Here is a 13,481-nt window from a genome sequence, read left to right as displayed (position 1 = left end):
ACCAATATATTGCTAGGTTGAGTATTCGTCATGATTAATGGGCTGCCACTTCTGTATTGGCGACAATAAACCCAGGAATACGGGAGCGCTTCTCAATATGCGCCATCGCCCTATTGACAGCGAACGCAGATAAGGCATACAAAATCGTTACTGCTAGGTAGATCTCAACACCATGTGATGTTTCTTCCTGAGCTTGCATTGCAAACAAGGTAAGTTCAGGGACAGAGACCGCAAAAGCAACTGATGAGTTTTTAATCAGATTCATGCTCTCAGACGTAAGCGGTGGGATCACGATGCGCAACGCCATGGGCAAAATAATATAGCGATAACTCTGATAAGTCGTTAAGCCCAGCGCTATTGCGGCTGCTTTCTGACCAGAAGGTAATGACTGAATACCCGCCCTAACCTGCTCAGCAATACGAGCTGAGGTAAAGAATCCCAATGCGAGGCTAACTAGCAAATAAGATGGGAAAGCTTTTAAAGGGGGTATGAATGCAGGGATGACGTGGTACCAAAGAAATACTTGCACCAAGATTGGAATATTCCTAAACAACTCCACCCACGCAGTAGATAGTCTGACTAAAAAACGGTTAGCTGGATTTTCTGGGGGCAAGGTTCTTAAGGTGCCCATGATGGCGCCCAAGGAAAGCGCAATCAATAAACCAAGCCCAGCTACTGCTAAGGTCCAGCCCCAAGCCCTCATCAGCCAATCTAAATAGCTGGGGTCTGCATTTTTGCCAATACCCAACAAGGCGGAGAAGCAGTGGTCAACCACCTCTCCATCTAGAGTACTTTTACAAAAGATTCCTAAATCCATAAAACCGATCGCGTAGGCATTAACTTATTCAAGTATTTATGAGCGATTTGAATTATTTCTTGTTGTAGTCTTCTGCAGGCTTGTCATTCAAGTTGGCCCAAGCATTTTTAGTTGCTGGGGATAACTGAAGACCAACGACAATATTTTTCGGTGGAATTGGTGCCAAGAACCATTTGTTCCATAAACCAGGCATTTTGCCGTTGGCAACAATCTTGGCGATTGCCGCATCTACGGCAGCTTTAAATTCTGGATCATCTTTGCGGACCATAATTGCAATCGGCTCTGTACTCAAAACCTCACCAACAATTTTGTAGTCCTTAGGATTCTTGGAGTTGGCGATATTACCCGCCAAGATAGAACCATCCATTACAAATGCGTCTGCTCGGCCAGACTCAAGCAGCAGAAAGCTATCTGCATGGTCTTTTCCATAAACTTCATCAAAGTTCACGCCGTTGGCTTTTTCATGCTTACGGAGCAATTGGACGGAGGTAGTGCCGGTTGTCGTGGCAACCTTCTTACCAGCTAATTGAGAGATTGAAGTGATACCTGAATTGGCTTTAACAGCAATACGAACTTCCTCAACGTATAAGGTGTTAGCAAAACCTACATCTTTTGCGCGATTGACATTATTCGTCGTTGTGCCGCACTCAATATCGACTGTTCCATTTTGTACTAAAGGTACGCGGTTTTGCGATGTCACGGGTTGATAGTTAATGCGCAAAGTACTCATGCCTAACTTATCCTTGATATCACCCAGGATCATGCGGCAGATTTCAACATGGTACCCATCAAAACGACTATCACCAGTGGTGTATGACATAGGGATGGAGGATTCACGAACACCCATGGTGACAGCACCGGTTGATTTAATTTTATCCATTGTTTGGCTGGCAGCTTGTGCGTTAAAAGTGCCTATCAATAGACCTGCTGCAACCAAGCCTGCTTTAATTAAAGAAATGCTTTTCATGGGGTTTCTCCTGTTTTTACTTCTATTTATTCATTGATAAATAGTTACATCTGTATTTATAGCAAATTTATAGGTCTAACTTGCTTAAAAAAGCCTATATTTGGGGTTAATACCCAGATAAATGATTAACAAATTAATGAAAAGAGAAGAAGAGAGAAAGAAGCTGGCCTGCCCAGCACGATTCGAACGTGCGACCTACGCCTTAGAAGGGCGTTGCTCTATCCAGCTGAGCTATGGGCAGTTATGTGCTGGGTATCTCTAGAACAATAAGGGAAAGTGGTCGGAGTACAAGGATTCGAACCTTGGACCCCCTGCTCCCAAAGCAGGTGCGCTACCAGGCTGCGCTACACTCCGACGGAATCGATATTCTACACCGACAGCGCCATTAGAGGCAAATCCTGTAAGATTCAGTGCATGGTTGCCTATTTTTCTAGCAAATTATCTAAGCATGTGCGAGCACTGATAGCCATAACTTTGCTCTTGATTTGCATGGTAGGTACGAACTGGTTCGGCTTTGCCCACAGCATTTCACATGGGATTGTTCAACAGCAAACCATTGATCAGGCTTCAGCAAGCGATCACGCCCCCACTTTTAGCCATAGCTCAGATGCGTGTCATCTATTTGATGCGCTCACCTTGGCTGGTTTTATACCCAATGCATATCAGCATACATCTGCAGCTCAACCCGCCTCCCTTAATCTAACTACTGCACTCGATCTTGCGTTTTCTCAAGCTGCAGTATTTGGATACCATTCTCGAGCACCCCCTACTTTCATTCTTTAAAACTCTGTGCCCGCCCTCTGCGGTTGGCAATTCTTCGTTTTAATTAATCACCAATCTCTTTGGTGAGCTCGGATGAAATATGAATTACTGGCATTACCCATTCTTGAAGTCTGCTCCTTTATTGTTAGTCATCATGCTTACTAGCAGCCATTCTTTGGCCCAAAGCGATGTTGATTCTTCTTTACAAATTAATGTAAGTGGATCACGAGATGATGGCCAAGGTTTTTTATCTCCCAGTAAATCTCTTTCCGGTGATGAACTTCAAAATAAACTGAGCGGGACGCTTGGGGCAACACTGGCTAATGAGCTAGGAGTATCGGCAACGGGTTTTGGAGCCGGCGCCTCTAGACCTGTTATTCGGGGGCTAGAAGGCGCACGTGTACAGATATTACAAAACGGTTTATCGGTGGGCGATGTCTCTAGTATTTCTGCAGATCATGCTGTTGCCAATCCGATGCAAAATACCCATCAAATTGAGATCCTGCGGGGTGCTTCTGCCTTGATGTACGGTTCAGGCTCGAGTGGTGGCTTAGTCAATGTAGTGAATGACCGCATTGTGACTTCAATGCCAGACGCATTATCAGGCGCCATCAATACCAGCTACGAAACAGTAAACCAAGGTAAGACTGGGAATATTGAGCTTGATGCACCAGCTGGACCATTGGCACTGCACGTTGACTCCAGTATTAGCAATTCAAATAACTATCAGATCCCTGGGTATGCAGAACAAGGTGGGCCAAATGCCAATTGGTCCATCAATCCTGGCAACCCAATCAATATTCCCTATAGCGGCAAACTACCCTTCTCGTATAGCAATCAAAATAGCTTGGGGCTTGGCGCATCGTATTTACATTCCGATGGCTATACCGGAATTTCTCTAGAACGCATGAATCATAACTACGGCATACCAACTTATGAAGGCGGGTTTATTCAACAGTCACAAAATCGTTATGACTTTGCGCACCAAACCAATGATCCATTTGATGGATTCTCTTCTGTAAAAATTAGCGCTGCCAATAGCAATTATCAACATACTGAATTTACAAATAATGGGCTTGCATCAACCCAATGGAACAATACTTCTTCGGAAGCACGCTTAGATTTAACGCATAAAGAAGTTCTTGGCTCAAAAGGCGTCATTGGCGCCCAAATTACTGGCTCCACATTGAATGCAGTTGATTTGACGACCAATAGTTATGCAATAGTTCCGCAAACCAAATCGAACTCTACAGCTCTATTTTGGGTTGAAGAGGGTCGATACGGTCCTTTGAAAACCAACTTGGGTGCGCGTTATAACTATGCAGCCCAAAACCCAAACTCTGCTACACAATTTCCAAGTCAAGGCGCGCAGGGGTTTACGCCCAATACGTATGGTCCTCCCACAATTCAGAATCGAGAGTTCAATTTGATGTCGTATTCTGCTGGTGGAGTATTTGATGTTGCACGTGGTTACGGTCTTGGACTTGCATACACAGTGTCGCAAAGAGCGCCTACACCACAGGAACTCTATTCTTATGGTCCACACGACTCTACTGCTACATTTGATATTGGTAACTCAAATCTTGCTACCGAAACCTCACATAACCTCGAGCTTAGCTTTCAGAAAACTTTAGGTTTAGTTCGCAGCAAAGTAAGTGTCTATCGAAATCAATTTAGCAATTACATCTATGGCTTTTATACAGGTTCTTACAGCACTGCTAATGAGAACTTCTCTGTAGTTCAGGCATCACAAGCCAATGCAAATATACGTGGCGCAGAAGGTGAACTTACCTATAACTGGAACCAAACCGGCATAGGGGGTCGCCTCTTTGGGGATATTTCGCAAGGAAGTTTTAATGCTGGAGGAAATCTCCCCTTGCAACCTGCCCCGCGCTTAGGAACTGAGCTGGCCTATCAACGTGAAGGTTGGCTTACTAGTGCCACCTACATCTATAGCTACCAACAAAATAGATTAGCTAGTTGGGAAACCGGCCCAACGCCAAGCTATATGCTCTTAAACGCCAACCTTTCCTATACAGAGCGAATAGGGAAAATTAATTGGACTGGGTATATGTCCCTGAAGAACTTATTGAATGAAGATATTCGCTACTCCACTACACCAATGGCGGTCAGACTCTACGCGCCTCAGCCAGGGAGGAGTCTCATGGTTGGTGTGAGAGCAGCGTTTTAGGGCTACTAGAAAAATCGAAGATAAATGAATCCGATGAGTCCTGATGCCAAAATGATGTAAACCGGATTAATCTTTGTTCTGAGAATCAAGAATAGCGTGACTAAGGCCAGCAACAATGTAATAGGACTAATGATGGAGGCTTTGGCAACAGCATAGACCCCGGAAGCCATTAATCCGATAGAAATTGGCTCTAGAGCATTCTGAATAGATCGGCGCCAAGGGTTTTCGCCAAAATAATTCCACAAACGCCCTGCATAAAAACAGAGCACGCTTGAGGGAATAAAAAAAGCAAGTAGTACGACTAAGGCCCCCAATAAACCCGCCACCTGAAAGCCAATGATTAAGACCATCAGCATATTGGGCCCTGGAGCAACTTGTCCAATACTATAAATATGGACAAATTGAGTATGGCCAATATCAAACTGGTGCGCCAATAGAGTTTGCATCTCAGGAAGAACAGCGGTTCCTCCACCTACAGCCAGGATGGATAGGAGCCCAAAACTAAGCGCTAGCTGAATAAGCAAATTCATATTTTTGAATTTGGCCTGTAAAGATAAATAGATATCGGCGCCATGATCAAAAGCACTAAAGGCAATGATAATTTGGCAATGCTCATCAAAGCAAAAGTGCATGCAATGATGATGAGGGATTTGAAATGCTTCCAGTGTTGGCCGCCAATGCGATAGGTAATAGCTGCCAACAATCCGCAAGCACCTGCGGCAATCCCGGTCAAAATGAGATTGGCCAATGGATGATCATTGTTATTGGTATAGGCGACACCAATAATTAATACAAATAGAGATCCAGGAATGATTAGCCCCAAAGTGGCTGCAACTGAACCCCAAAAGCCCCTAAGGTGATCGCCAGCAAGAACCGCTAAGTTGACTGAATTGAGACCTGGCATTGTTTGACTAATTGCAAGGTAACCCATGAATTCATCTGCGGTAAGCCATTGTTTCTTCTCAATCAGCAAGATTCGCTCATAAGCAATGATTCCTCCGCCAAAGCTCACCGCACCAATTATGAGAAATTGAGTGAAAAGCTCTTTTAGGGAAACTCGACCCTCTTTTAAGCAGAGGTCTTGAGAGGTCATTCTGGCTTACCGTATACCAATGCTGTTTTAGTGCTTCCAATCTCTAACCAGTCAGTCAGCTCTATCTGCAGTTTTTTGAAAAACTTATCAGCTCGTTTGTGGGCTTTCGCCTGAGCTCTATTCTCATCATTCACGCGATAGGAGAAGGCCAATTCGCCTACCATCGGATCGCCCACGCTTTTCATCCAAATGGCAATTTCACAATGGGCTTGGACTCCATCCCCAAATACCAAGTTACCTATTGGTAAGCAGGCTTCTAAAATTTTATTGGTATTACCACCAACAATACGCAAAGGCGCATCTTTATCAATTGAAAGCTTTGCAAGGCCAGGGAAGAATTGGGCAACACTTTCCAAGGACCTATCAAATAAATCATCAATAGGTACCGCATCGAGGATTGCGTTATTTGAATAAATTTGACGCTGAGATCCTAGCTCATCACCACGCAATATTTCTTCTTTAAAACGAATGCGAGATTTAATCTTCTTTTTGGGACTAGGATTAAAGCTTGATGCTTGGTCCAAATCATGGGCACGACACTTTAAGGTGACTTCAGCATAGTCATCAACCCAGACATTTTGTCTTGATTCCCTAACGCGCAAAATAATATTGTTTTGGCGAAAATCTTGACCAGGTGTGTCGTAAAAGTAAATGTTACGCAAACCAGTAGTGGCATTATCCAGATGAAAGAAGTCCACATTATTGGTTTTGCAGAACTTCAGAATTTGATCACTCAATGCGGTGATTTTGCTATGGCGATCTAAACCTTGCGGCTTAATCAGCAGCTTGAATTCTCTATTGGTAATGAGCGGATGAATCTTTTTCAAAATAACCTCTTCTATTTATTAAGAGATTATCACCATACCGGCCAAATTAGTAAACTTCAGGTACGTACATCTCAGGTGGAACAGGGCCACGCAAATAATCCGGGTTATGTACTCGTTCTGGAAGGCTGATCACAGGATGATCAATTTCCTGGTACGGAATTTGATTTAAAAGGTGGGTGATGCAATTGAGGCGAGCCTTTTTCTTGTCGTTAGCAGCCACTACCCACCATGGCGCCTCAGGAATATGAGTGCGCTCTAGCATTGTTTCTTTCGCCTTGGTATAGGCTTCCCACATACGACGGGCCTCTAAGTCCATAGGACTTAATTTCCATTGTTTTAATGGATCATGAATACGCATCATGAAGCGGTTGTACTGCTCATCATCGGAGATTGAGAACCAATACTTGATGAGAATCACTCCTGAGCGAATCATCATGCGCTCTAAATCTGGAACTGTTCTGAGAAATTCCTCATACTCATCATCAGTACAAAACCCCATGACTTTTTCAACACCAGCACGGTTGTACCAACTACGGTCAAACAACACAATTTCACCGCCAGCAGGTAAATGTGAGATGTAGCGTTGGAAGTACCATTGGGTTTTTTCACGTTCGTTTGGTGCAGGTAATGCAACAACTTTACATACCCGCGGATTCAATCGTTGAGTAATACGCTTAATCGCGCCACCCTTACCCGCTGAATCACGACCTTCAAAAAGAACCGCAACCTTGACCTTATTAGCCACTACCCAGTCTTGGAGCTTTACTAATTCACCCTGAAGTCTAAAGAGCTCTTTAAAGTACACATTACGCGGAACCTGAGAGCCAGCATCACCATCTAGCGAAAGGCGATCATCGTCGAGCTCCATTTCGAGCTCTTCATCCATGCTGTCAAGTATTTCTTCTTGAGCGCGCTGATACCACTCCGCCATCTCTTTATGCTTAGAGGTCATAGGTTTTCCACTGATATTTCTCTTAGTTTACGCCCGAACTGATGACACTTTCGTTACAAGCTATAGGCTATTGGTTTTCGCTAAATATTGGCTAATCTGCTCGTAGCTATGAAGTGCTAGCCACTTCCGATCGGATGGCTGCTCAGGCGCTGATCCTGCAGGAGGAAAGAAGGTCAATTCAACCTCTAAATTACGGTTTTTAAGCATATTGCTTATAGACTCCAGAAGGCCCATATCTCCGATAAATGCAGCTACATCAGACCGTAAGCCGGTTGCTCTCGATATATAACGTATTGCCAGGGTATAGACCGGAACCTTTGCAATGACAGCCGCTTCAAATAAATTAGGCTTAAAGGGACGTACGGATTCCCCATTGGTTGAGGTGCCTTCTGGAAAGATGCAAATAGAATCTAACTTAAGCGCCCCACTCATCTCCCCCACAACAAAATGAGCATGCCTAGAACTATCCCTCTTAATAAAGACAGTTCCAAGTTGTTTTGCCATCCATCCAAAAATAGGCCATTTCTCTACCTCTGACTTAGCCACAAAACGAATCGGTTGGAATGCATTGATAGCGTGAATATCCATCCAGGAGATGTGATTTGAAGAAAGTAGATAGGAATTTAGCGGAAGAATATGTGCATTCTTTACTGACAGATGAATTCCAAAAATGGTCAATAAGCGCACGGACCACTGTTGAATGTGACGATGCTTTGTCATAGTAGTGGCAAATGGGAATACAACAATCAGGGTTGCCACGCCACAAAGAACATGAATCCATATTGCTGCCCACAGAAAAAAGCGGGTAATAAATGGAGTTTGGGTTTGGTTGGATGAGTCTTTATTCATATTTGATATCAATATAATGCAACATCCATATTTTAATGACCGTCATGAAACTGACTTAAAAATGTCATGATGCTTTCATACTGTATTGGCTTAATACAGTCTCATGATGCATTACAGAGCCATCTGGATTTCAGACGTACACCTAGGAACATCAGGGTGTCAGGCAAACTACCTCCTCGATTTCCTCAAACATAATGAAGCCGATAAGTTTTACCTTGTTGGTGACATCATTGATGGTTGGCGTCTAAAGAAATCATTCTACTGGCCGCAAGCGCATAACGACGTAGTTCAAAAGCTCTTGCGTAAGGCTCGTAAAGGTGCTGAAGTAATCTACGTTCCAGGAAACCATGATGAAAGTGCCCGTCAATTCTTCGGTCTCTCTTTTGGTGATGTCAAAGTAGTCGAAGAAGTGATTCACACTACATTAGATGGCAAGAAACTCTGGGTTACCCACGGAGATCTTTTTGACGGAGTAATGCAATACGCAAAATGGTTGGCATATGTAGGGGACACGCTTTACTCCTTCATCCTGTATATCAATCGATATTTCAATATGCTGCGGGTCAAAATGGGCCTTCAGTACTGGTCTCTCTCTCAATATCTCAAGCATCAAGTTAAAAACGCAGTGAGTTATATCGCTGACTTTGAACACATCATGGCTAGGGAAGCACGCCTTCGTGGTTGTGACGGCGTGGTCTGTGGCCATATTCATAAAGCTGAAATACGTGAAATTGACGGTTTACTGTATTGCAATGATGGTGATTGGGTAGAAAGCTTGACTGCTCTCGTTGAAACCCATACAGGCGAACTCAAAATTGTTCATTGGCCGCACATCCTTGGTGAGCCTATTGAAACTCCTGAAGTAACTTTCCAACCTGCTGTTGAATCACTCCTAAAAGAGGCTGTGTTATGAAAATTATGATCATTACCGACGCATGGGACCCACAAGTCAATGGTGTGGTGCGTACATTGAAGCAAACCCGTGCGGAACTGACAGCAATGGGACATCAAGTTGAAATGATTACACCACAAGGGTTTAAGTCAATCCCATGTCCTACCTACCCAGATATTGCTCTTTCACTATTTCCGGGAAAAGAAGTAGCTCGCCGTATTAAGGAATTTGCTCCAGATGCGATGCATATAGCAACAGAAGGACCTTTAGGGCTTTCCGCAAGAGCCTATGCGGTTAAAAACGATTTACCCTTTTCTACCGCGTATCACACTCGCTTCCCTGAATACGTTAAAGCTAGAACTGGTATTCCACTTGCCATTACTTATGCCTTTATTCGTTGGTTTCATGGTCCTTCAATGGCCGTTATGGCGCCTACGATTGTGGTTAAAGATGATCTTGAGAAATATGGCCTAAACAATGTAGTGCTGTGGTCGCGTGGTGTTGATTTGGATATCTTTAAGATGCAAGAATCCAAAGCACTAAATACTGCTCACCCCATCTTCTTGTATGTTGGCCGCGTTGCTGTTGAAAAGAATATCAATGCCTTTTTAGAGATTGACTTACCAGGCTCAAAATGGGTGGTAGGAGACGGTCCAGCTATGGCTGGCATTAAAGAAAAATACCCAGATATCAACTATCTAGGCGTATTACAGCAACATGAGCTCGCCAAGGTATATGCAGCAGCAGATGTGTTTGTATTTCCTAGCAAAACGGATACCTTTGGCTTGGTATTGCTTGAGGCAATGGCCTGTGGCACACCGGTAGCCGCCTATCCTGTTACTGGACCGATTGATGTGTTGGGAAGCTCTAAAGCTGGCGCTATGAATGAAGATCTTCGTGTCGCTTGTATTGAGGCTCTCAAGATACCTCGTGAAGTAGCCCGTGCCCATGCAGAAAAGTTCTCTTGGAGAGCCGCTTCTGAAGAGTTTGCCAGACATCTCAAGCCCGTTCCTACCCCCGATGTACATGTCACCGCAATTGCATAAGAAGGGTTAGCTTTGTCTTCTCCATATCACATCGATCAAAATCCGCACAAAGGTAATCGCGGTCTTGCTCGTGCATGGCACGCTGCCAAGAACTCTTGGTGCGGATTGGTTTATGCATTTCAGGAAGAAAGTGCTTTTAGACAAGAGCTCACATTATTTGTACTACTTACGCCTGTAGCCTTTCTATTACCCATTAGCCATCTTGAAAAGGCGCTTTTAATTAGCTCCCTAATTATGGTGCTGGTTGTTGAGTTACTCAATTCTAGTGTTGAGGCCGCTATCGATCGTATCTCGTTTGAGCATCACGATCTTTCCAAAAGGGCCAAGGATTTTGGCTCTGCTGCTGTCATGCTTGCCCTGTTTATTGCTGTTTTGATGTGGTCTGCAGTCTGCATTCCGCTTGTCTTGAAGCCGTAATAAATGGACTCTACGATTACAAAAACATTGCACAAGGCTAACTATGTCTGATATTCCAAACCCAATTGGCGCCTTTGAATTCTTTGCTCCCAAAAAGAAGAAGGATCCGAGCGCTTCGAAACTGAACCCTATTAAGAAGCTTTCAAAGAAATTGGCTAAAAAGCTTTTTGGTAAGAAATTTGCTACAAAAACCCGCAAACAGTTAGTAGAGTCTGTTGAAGTAGCGGTTGTCCCACAGGCGACAAAAGCAAAAAGGCCTGCCTTCAATATTGAGTGGGCCACTAGCCCTAGCGAAGTTAAAGAAGCTCAACGTTTACGCTATAAAGTCTTTGCAGAAGAGATGGGTGCAAATCTCTCTCAAAATGCTGAAGGTCTAGATATTGATGATTTTGATGCTTATTGCGATCACCTTTTGATTCGTGATCAAGATACCTTAAAGGTTGTCGGCACTTATCGTGTTCTACCTCCGCATAAAGCACAAGAAATTGGACGTTTGTATTCAGACTCTGAATTCGACCTTACCCGCCTTAATCACTTGCGCCCTAAGTTAGTAGAGCTCGGTAGATCATGTGTTCACCAAGACTATCGCTCTGGTGCTGTCATTATGGCTTTGTGGAGTGGCCTGGCTCAATACATGCTCAAGAATGGCTATGAAATCATGCTCGGTTGCGCAAGTATTCCAATGGCTGATGGTGGCCACTTTGCAGCAAGTCTCTATAACTCATTGGGGAATGATCAAATGGCTCCAACGGAGTTTCATGCATTCCCTCGCCTACCCTTGCCATTAGATAAACTGAATGGCGGCCTTGATGTAGACGCACCTCCGTTGATTAAAGGTTATTTGAAGTTAGGTGCAAAAATTTGTAGCGCTCCTGCATGGGATCCAGATTTCAACACCGCAGACCTGCTCACCATGTTGCGCTTATCTGATATCAACCCACGTTACGCAAAGCATTTCCTGGGGATGTAAATTCTAGCTAGATCATCAAACAAATAAAAAGCCGCTTGAATTCAAGCGGCTTTTTTAGTTCAGTGATGGCGACTTACTTCAGACTTACCTGATAGGAGCGCCCTACGCGATCCCATTCTGCAGCTTCTTTTAGGAGGCTAAATTCTGTGAGCGGATGTTCAGCTGCCCACTCCTTGGAAAGGCTCACAAGATAGGAGCCGGCATGCTCCGAAACCTTGACCTTTGGAAGGCTTGTGTCATTTCGCCCCCTACAGAGAACCTGGGCAAGTCGAAGGCAAAAGAGCATACGCCAGTCTTCGAAGCTATGGTTATTGGCTAATTTTCCCAACTTACCAGCATGCCCTATCAATAAAGCAGCCAGCCTTGCCTGATCATTTTTTGAGAAACCCGGCATGTCTGCATTGCCAGCAATATAGGCCGAATGCTTATGGTATCCATTATGTGAAATGGAGAGACCAATTTCATGTAAATTAGCCGCCCACTGTAAGAGCGCTACATTATCCGCTCTATTTTCTGCTTCTGGCTTGGGTAGTTGCTGCAAAAAATCAGCGGCTAATTTGCCAACTCTATCTGCCTGTTCTCGATCAACAGAATACCGCTGCATAAATTGCTCAACCGTCACATAACGCATATCGTGATGTTGAGAACGTCCTAGCAGGTCGTATAAAACACCACTACGCAAGGCTGCATCCGTTACTTCCATTTCTTCAATGCCAAGCTCATCAAATACTGCCAACATAATGGCTAAACCACCAGGCCATACAGAGCGCCTATCGTCTTTCAGACCAATCAATTCAACTTGACTGACGTGCTCGTATTTCAATAAATGTTTTTTTAGGGCTCTCAAACCATCACGCGTAATTAAGCCGCTAGTAGCATTTACGCGACCCATGGTAAGCCCGTCACCCTGGCCATTAAAATCATTAGCAGCAATTAAGTCAGCTAGAGCTCTAGCTGTACCAGATGAGCCAATAGCCTGCTTCCAGCCGCTTTTGAGATATGCGCCAGCGATCACCTGAATCTCACGTCTTGCTGCTAGCTCAGCCTCTTTAAAAGCATGGGCATCAATATTCCCTTTGGGGAAGAATCGCATGCTGTGGGAGACACACCCAATATAGAGACTCTCCATGAGCTTAGGCTCATACCCTTTGCCGATGATGAATTCAGTAGAACCACCACCAATATCCACAACCAAGCGGTTGCCTTGAACGGCCTGAACTTCGTGTGCTGCGCCAATATAAATGAGACGTGCTTCTTCTACCCCTGCAATCACATCAATTGGAAATCCCAAAGCCTGTTGAGCATCATCTACAAACTGCTGAGCATTCTTAGCAACTCGTAGAGTATTGGTGGCAACAGCACGTACATTTGATGGATCAAATCCTCTTATACGTTCACCAAAACGCCTTATCGCAGTAAGTCCGCGCTGATAGGCGTCATTACCCAATAATTTATTGTCAGTTAGACCGGCAGCTAAACGAACGGACTCACGTAATGTGTCAATGGGACGTAATTGCGTGCCAGAAGGCGTATTTACAGCCTGAGCAACAAGCATCCGAAAGCTATTGGATCCCAAATCTACGGCAGCAACTAAGTTTTCCGAATGAGATGAAAGATCTACGGGATTGCTGGCCAATATATTCCCCAAAAATGGATTGCTGTATCAATTATGTCTATTTTATGTAAAAACCATGACAC

The 13,481-nt window shown here is 44.2% G+C and carries 14 protein-coding genes and 2 tRNA genes; 6 read left to right on the top strand and 10 right to left on the bottom strand.

Annotated elements, in window-relative coordinates; genetic code table 11:
• Nucleotides 1–34: 34 nt before the first annotated feature.
• From FD961_RS04405 to FD961_RS04390, 4 genes are all read right to left on the bottom strand, one after another.
• A complete protein-coding gene (locus FD961_RS04405) occupies nucleotides 35–817 on the bottom strand; it encodes an amino acid ABC transporter permease (protein WP_215394250.1) in 783 nt (260 codons plus the stop codon).
• Nucleotides 818–869: 52 nt separating this feature from the next.
• Nucleotides 870–1,766 carry an amino acid ABC transporter substrate-binding protein gene (locus tag FD961_RS04400; RefSeq protein WP_371817167.1) on the bottom strand — a complete coding sequence of 299 codons (897 nt, stop codon included), beginning with the start codon at nucleotides 1,764–1,766 and terminating at the stop codon, nucleotides 870–872.
• A 182-nt stretch (nucleotides 1,767–1,948) separates the two neighbouring features.
• Nucleotides 1,949–2,025 (bottom strand) — tRNA-Arg (locus FD961_RS04395).
• A 36-nt stretch (nucleotides 2,026–2,061) separates the two neighbouring features.
• Nucleotides 2,062–2,138 (bottom strand) — tRNA-Pro (locus FD961_RS04390).
• A gap of 60 nt (nucleotides 2,139–2,198) precedes the next feature.
• On the opposite strand from FD961_RS04390, the gene FD961_RS04385 reads away from it, so the two are divergent.
• Together FD961_RS04385 and FD961_RS04380 are read left to right on the top strand one after the other, a co-directional pair.
• Entirely contained in the window at nucleotides 2,199–2,567 is a 369-nt protein-coding gene (locus tag FD961_RS04385; protein ID WP_215394248.1) for a hypothetical protein, read from the top strand.
• Between the two features lie 79 nt (nucleotides 2,568–2,646).
• On the top strand, nucleotides 2,647–4,737 hold the full coding sequence (locus FD961_RS04380; protein ID WP_215394247.1) for a TonB-dependent receptor: 2,091 nt from the start codon (nucleotides 2,647–2,649) through the stop codon (nucleotides 4,735–4,737).
• A gap of 5 nt (nucleotides 4,738–4,742) precedes the next feature.
• Here the strand turns inward: FD961_RS04380 and FD961_RS04375 are convergent, their stop codons facing one another.
• From FD961_RS04375 to FD961_RS04355, 5 genes are read right to left on the bottom strand one after another with little or no spacing between them, the layout of a single operon-like run.
• The gene (locus tag FD961_RS04375) at nucleotides 4,743–5,267 is read right to left on the bottom strand and encodes a chromate transporter (RefSeq protein WP_215394246.1); all 525 of its coding nucleotides are present in this window, start codon (nucleotides 5,265–5,267) and stop codon (nucleotides 4,743–4,745) included.
• The gene (locus FD961_RS04370; protein ID WP_215394245.1) at nucleotides 5,264–5,830 is read right to left on the bottom strand and encodes a chromate transporter; all 567 of its coding nucleotides are present in this window, start codon (nucleotides 5,828–5,830) and stop codon (nucleotides 5,264–5,266) included. Before FD961_RS04370 ends, FD961_RS04375 begins: the two co-directional genes overlap by 4 nt.
• A complete protein-coding gene (locus FD961_RS04365) occupies nucleotides 5,827–6,657 on the bottom strand; it encodes a hypothetical protein (RefSeq protein WP_215394244.1) in 831 nt (276 codons plus the stop codon). The genes FD961_RS04370 and FD961_RS04365 overlap by 4 nt, the downstream gene beginning before the upstream one ends.
• 46 nt (nucleotides 6,658–6,703) lie before the next feature.
• Nucleotides 6,704–7,609: a polyphosphate kinase 2 gene (gene ppk2, locus FD961_RS04360; RefSeq protein WP_071465818.1), complete on the bottom strand. Its 906-nt coding sequence runs from the start codon at nucleotides 7,607–7,609 to the stop codon at nucleotides 6,704–6,706.
• Between the two features lie 60 nt (nucleotides 7,610–7,669).
• Nucleotides 7,670–8,458 carry a 1-acyl-sn-glycerol-3-phosphate acyltransferase gene (locus tag FD961_RS04355; RefSeq protein ID WP_215394243.1) on the bottom strand — a complete coding sequence of 263 codons (789 nt, stop codon included), beginning with the start codon at nucleotides 8,456–8,458 and terminating at the stop codon, nucleotides 7,670–7,672.
• 103 nt (nucleotides 8,459–8,561) lie between these two features.
• Between FD961_RS04355 and FD961_RS04350 the strand changes: the two genes are divergently transcribed.
• Genes FD961_RS04350 through FD961_RS04335 form a run of 4 tightly spaced genes read left to right on the top strand, consistent with a single transcriptional unit; the run spans nucleotide 8,562 to nucleotide 11,783 of the window.
• A complete protein-coding gene (locus FD961_RS04350; protein WP_071465820.1) occupies nucleotides 8,562–9,371 on the top strand; it encodes a UDP-2,3-diacylglucosamine diphosphatase in 810 nt (269 codons plus the stop codon).
• Nucleotides 9,368–10,396, top strand: a complete 1,029-nt coding sequence (locus FD961_RS04345) for a glycosyltransferase family 1 protein (protein ID WP_215394242.1) — start codon at nucleotides 9,368–9,370, stop codon at nucleotides 10,394–10,396. The genes FD961_RS04350 and FD961_RS04345 overlap by 4 nt, the downstream gene beginning before the upstream one ends.
• A gap of 12 nt (nucleotides 10,397–10,408) precedes the next feature.
• Nucleotides 10,409–10,813: a diacylglycerol kinase gene (locus tag FD961_RS04340; RefSeq protein WP_071465822.1), complete on the top strand. Its 405-nt coding sequence runs from the start codon at nucleotides 10,409–10,411 to the stop codon at nucleotides 10,811–10,813.
• A 43-nt stretch (nucleotides 10,814–10,856) separates the two neighbouring features.
• Nucleotides 10,857–11,783 (top strand): GNAT family N-acetyltransferase, encoded by a 927-nt coding sequence (locus FD961_RS04335; RefSeq protein ID WP_371817161.1) that lies wholly within the window; start codon nucleotides 10,857–10,859, stop codon nucleotides 11,781–11,783.
• 73 nt (nucleotides 11,784–11,856) lie between these two features.
• Here FD961_RS04335 and ppx read toward each other — a convergent pair whose 3' ends face one another.
• On the bottom strand, nucleotides 11,857–13,419 hold the full coding sequence (gene ppx / locus FD961_RS04330; RefSeq protein ID WP_215394241.1) for an exopolyphosphatase: 1,563 nt from the start codon (nucleotides 13,417–13,419) through the stop codon (nucleotides 11,857–11,859).
• Nucleotides 13,420–13,481: the final 62 nt, after the last annotated feature.

This window comes from Polynucleobacter sp. TSB-Sco08W16 (genome assembly GCF_018687455.1).
In the GTDB taxonomy this organism is placed as follows: domain Bacteria; phylum Pseudomonadota; class Gammaproteobacteria; order Burkholderiales; family Burkholderiaceae; genus Polynucleobacter.
The sequence above is the reverse complement of the archived record's forward strand: the minus strand, read 5'-3'. Positions and strand labels throughout refer to the sequence as shown.

What these genes read in the sequence shown, in the direction of transcription:
- FD961_RS04405 (WP_215394250.1), bottom strand. Translation starts at nt 817, where the DNA reads ATGGATTTAGGAATCTTTTGTAAAAGTACTCTAGATGGAGAGGTGGTT.
- FD961_RS04385 (WP_215394248.1), top strand. Translation starts at nt 2,199, where the DNA reads ATGGTTGCCTATTTTTCTAGCAAATTATCTAAGCATGTGCGAGCACTG.
- FD961_RS04380 (WP_215394247.1), top strand. Translation starts at nt 2,647, where the DNA reads ATGAATTACTGGCATTACCCATTCTTGAAGTCTGCTCCTTTATTGTTA.
- FD961_RS04375 (WP_215394246.1), bottom strand. Translation starts at nt 5,267, where the DNA reads ATGAATTTGCTTATTCAGCTAGCGCTTAGTTTTGGGCTCCTATCCATC.
- FD961_RS04370 (WP_215394245.1), bottom strand. Translation starts at nt 5,830, where the DNA reads ATGACCTCTCAAGACCTCTGCTTAAAAGAGGGTCGAGTTTCCCTAAAA.
- ppk2 (WP_071465818.1), bottom strand. Translation starts at nt 7,609, where the DNA reads ATGACCTCTAAGCATAAAGAGATGGCGGAGTGGTATCAGCGCGCTCAA.
- FD961_RS04355 (WP_215394243.1), bottom strand. Translation starts at nt 8,458, where the DNA reads ATGAATAAAGACTCATCCAACCAAACCCAAACTCCATTTATTACCCGC.
- FD961_RS04350 (WP_071465820.1), top strand. Translation starts at nt 8,562, where the DNA reads ATGATGCATTACAGAGCCATCTGGATTTCAGACGTACACCTAGGAACA.
- FD961_RS04345 (WP_215394242.1), top strand. Translation starts at nt 9,368, where the DNA reads ATGAAAATTATGATCATTACCGACGCATGGGACCCACAAGTCAATGGT.
- FD961_RS04335 (WP_371817161.1), top strand. Translation starts at nt 10,857, where the DNA reads ATGTCTGATATTCCAAACCCAATTGGCGCCTTTGAATTCTTTGCTCCC.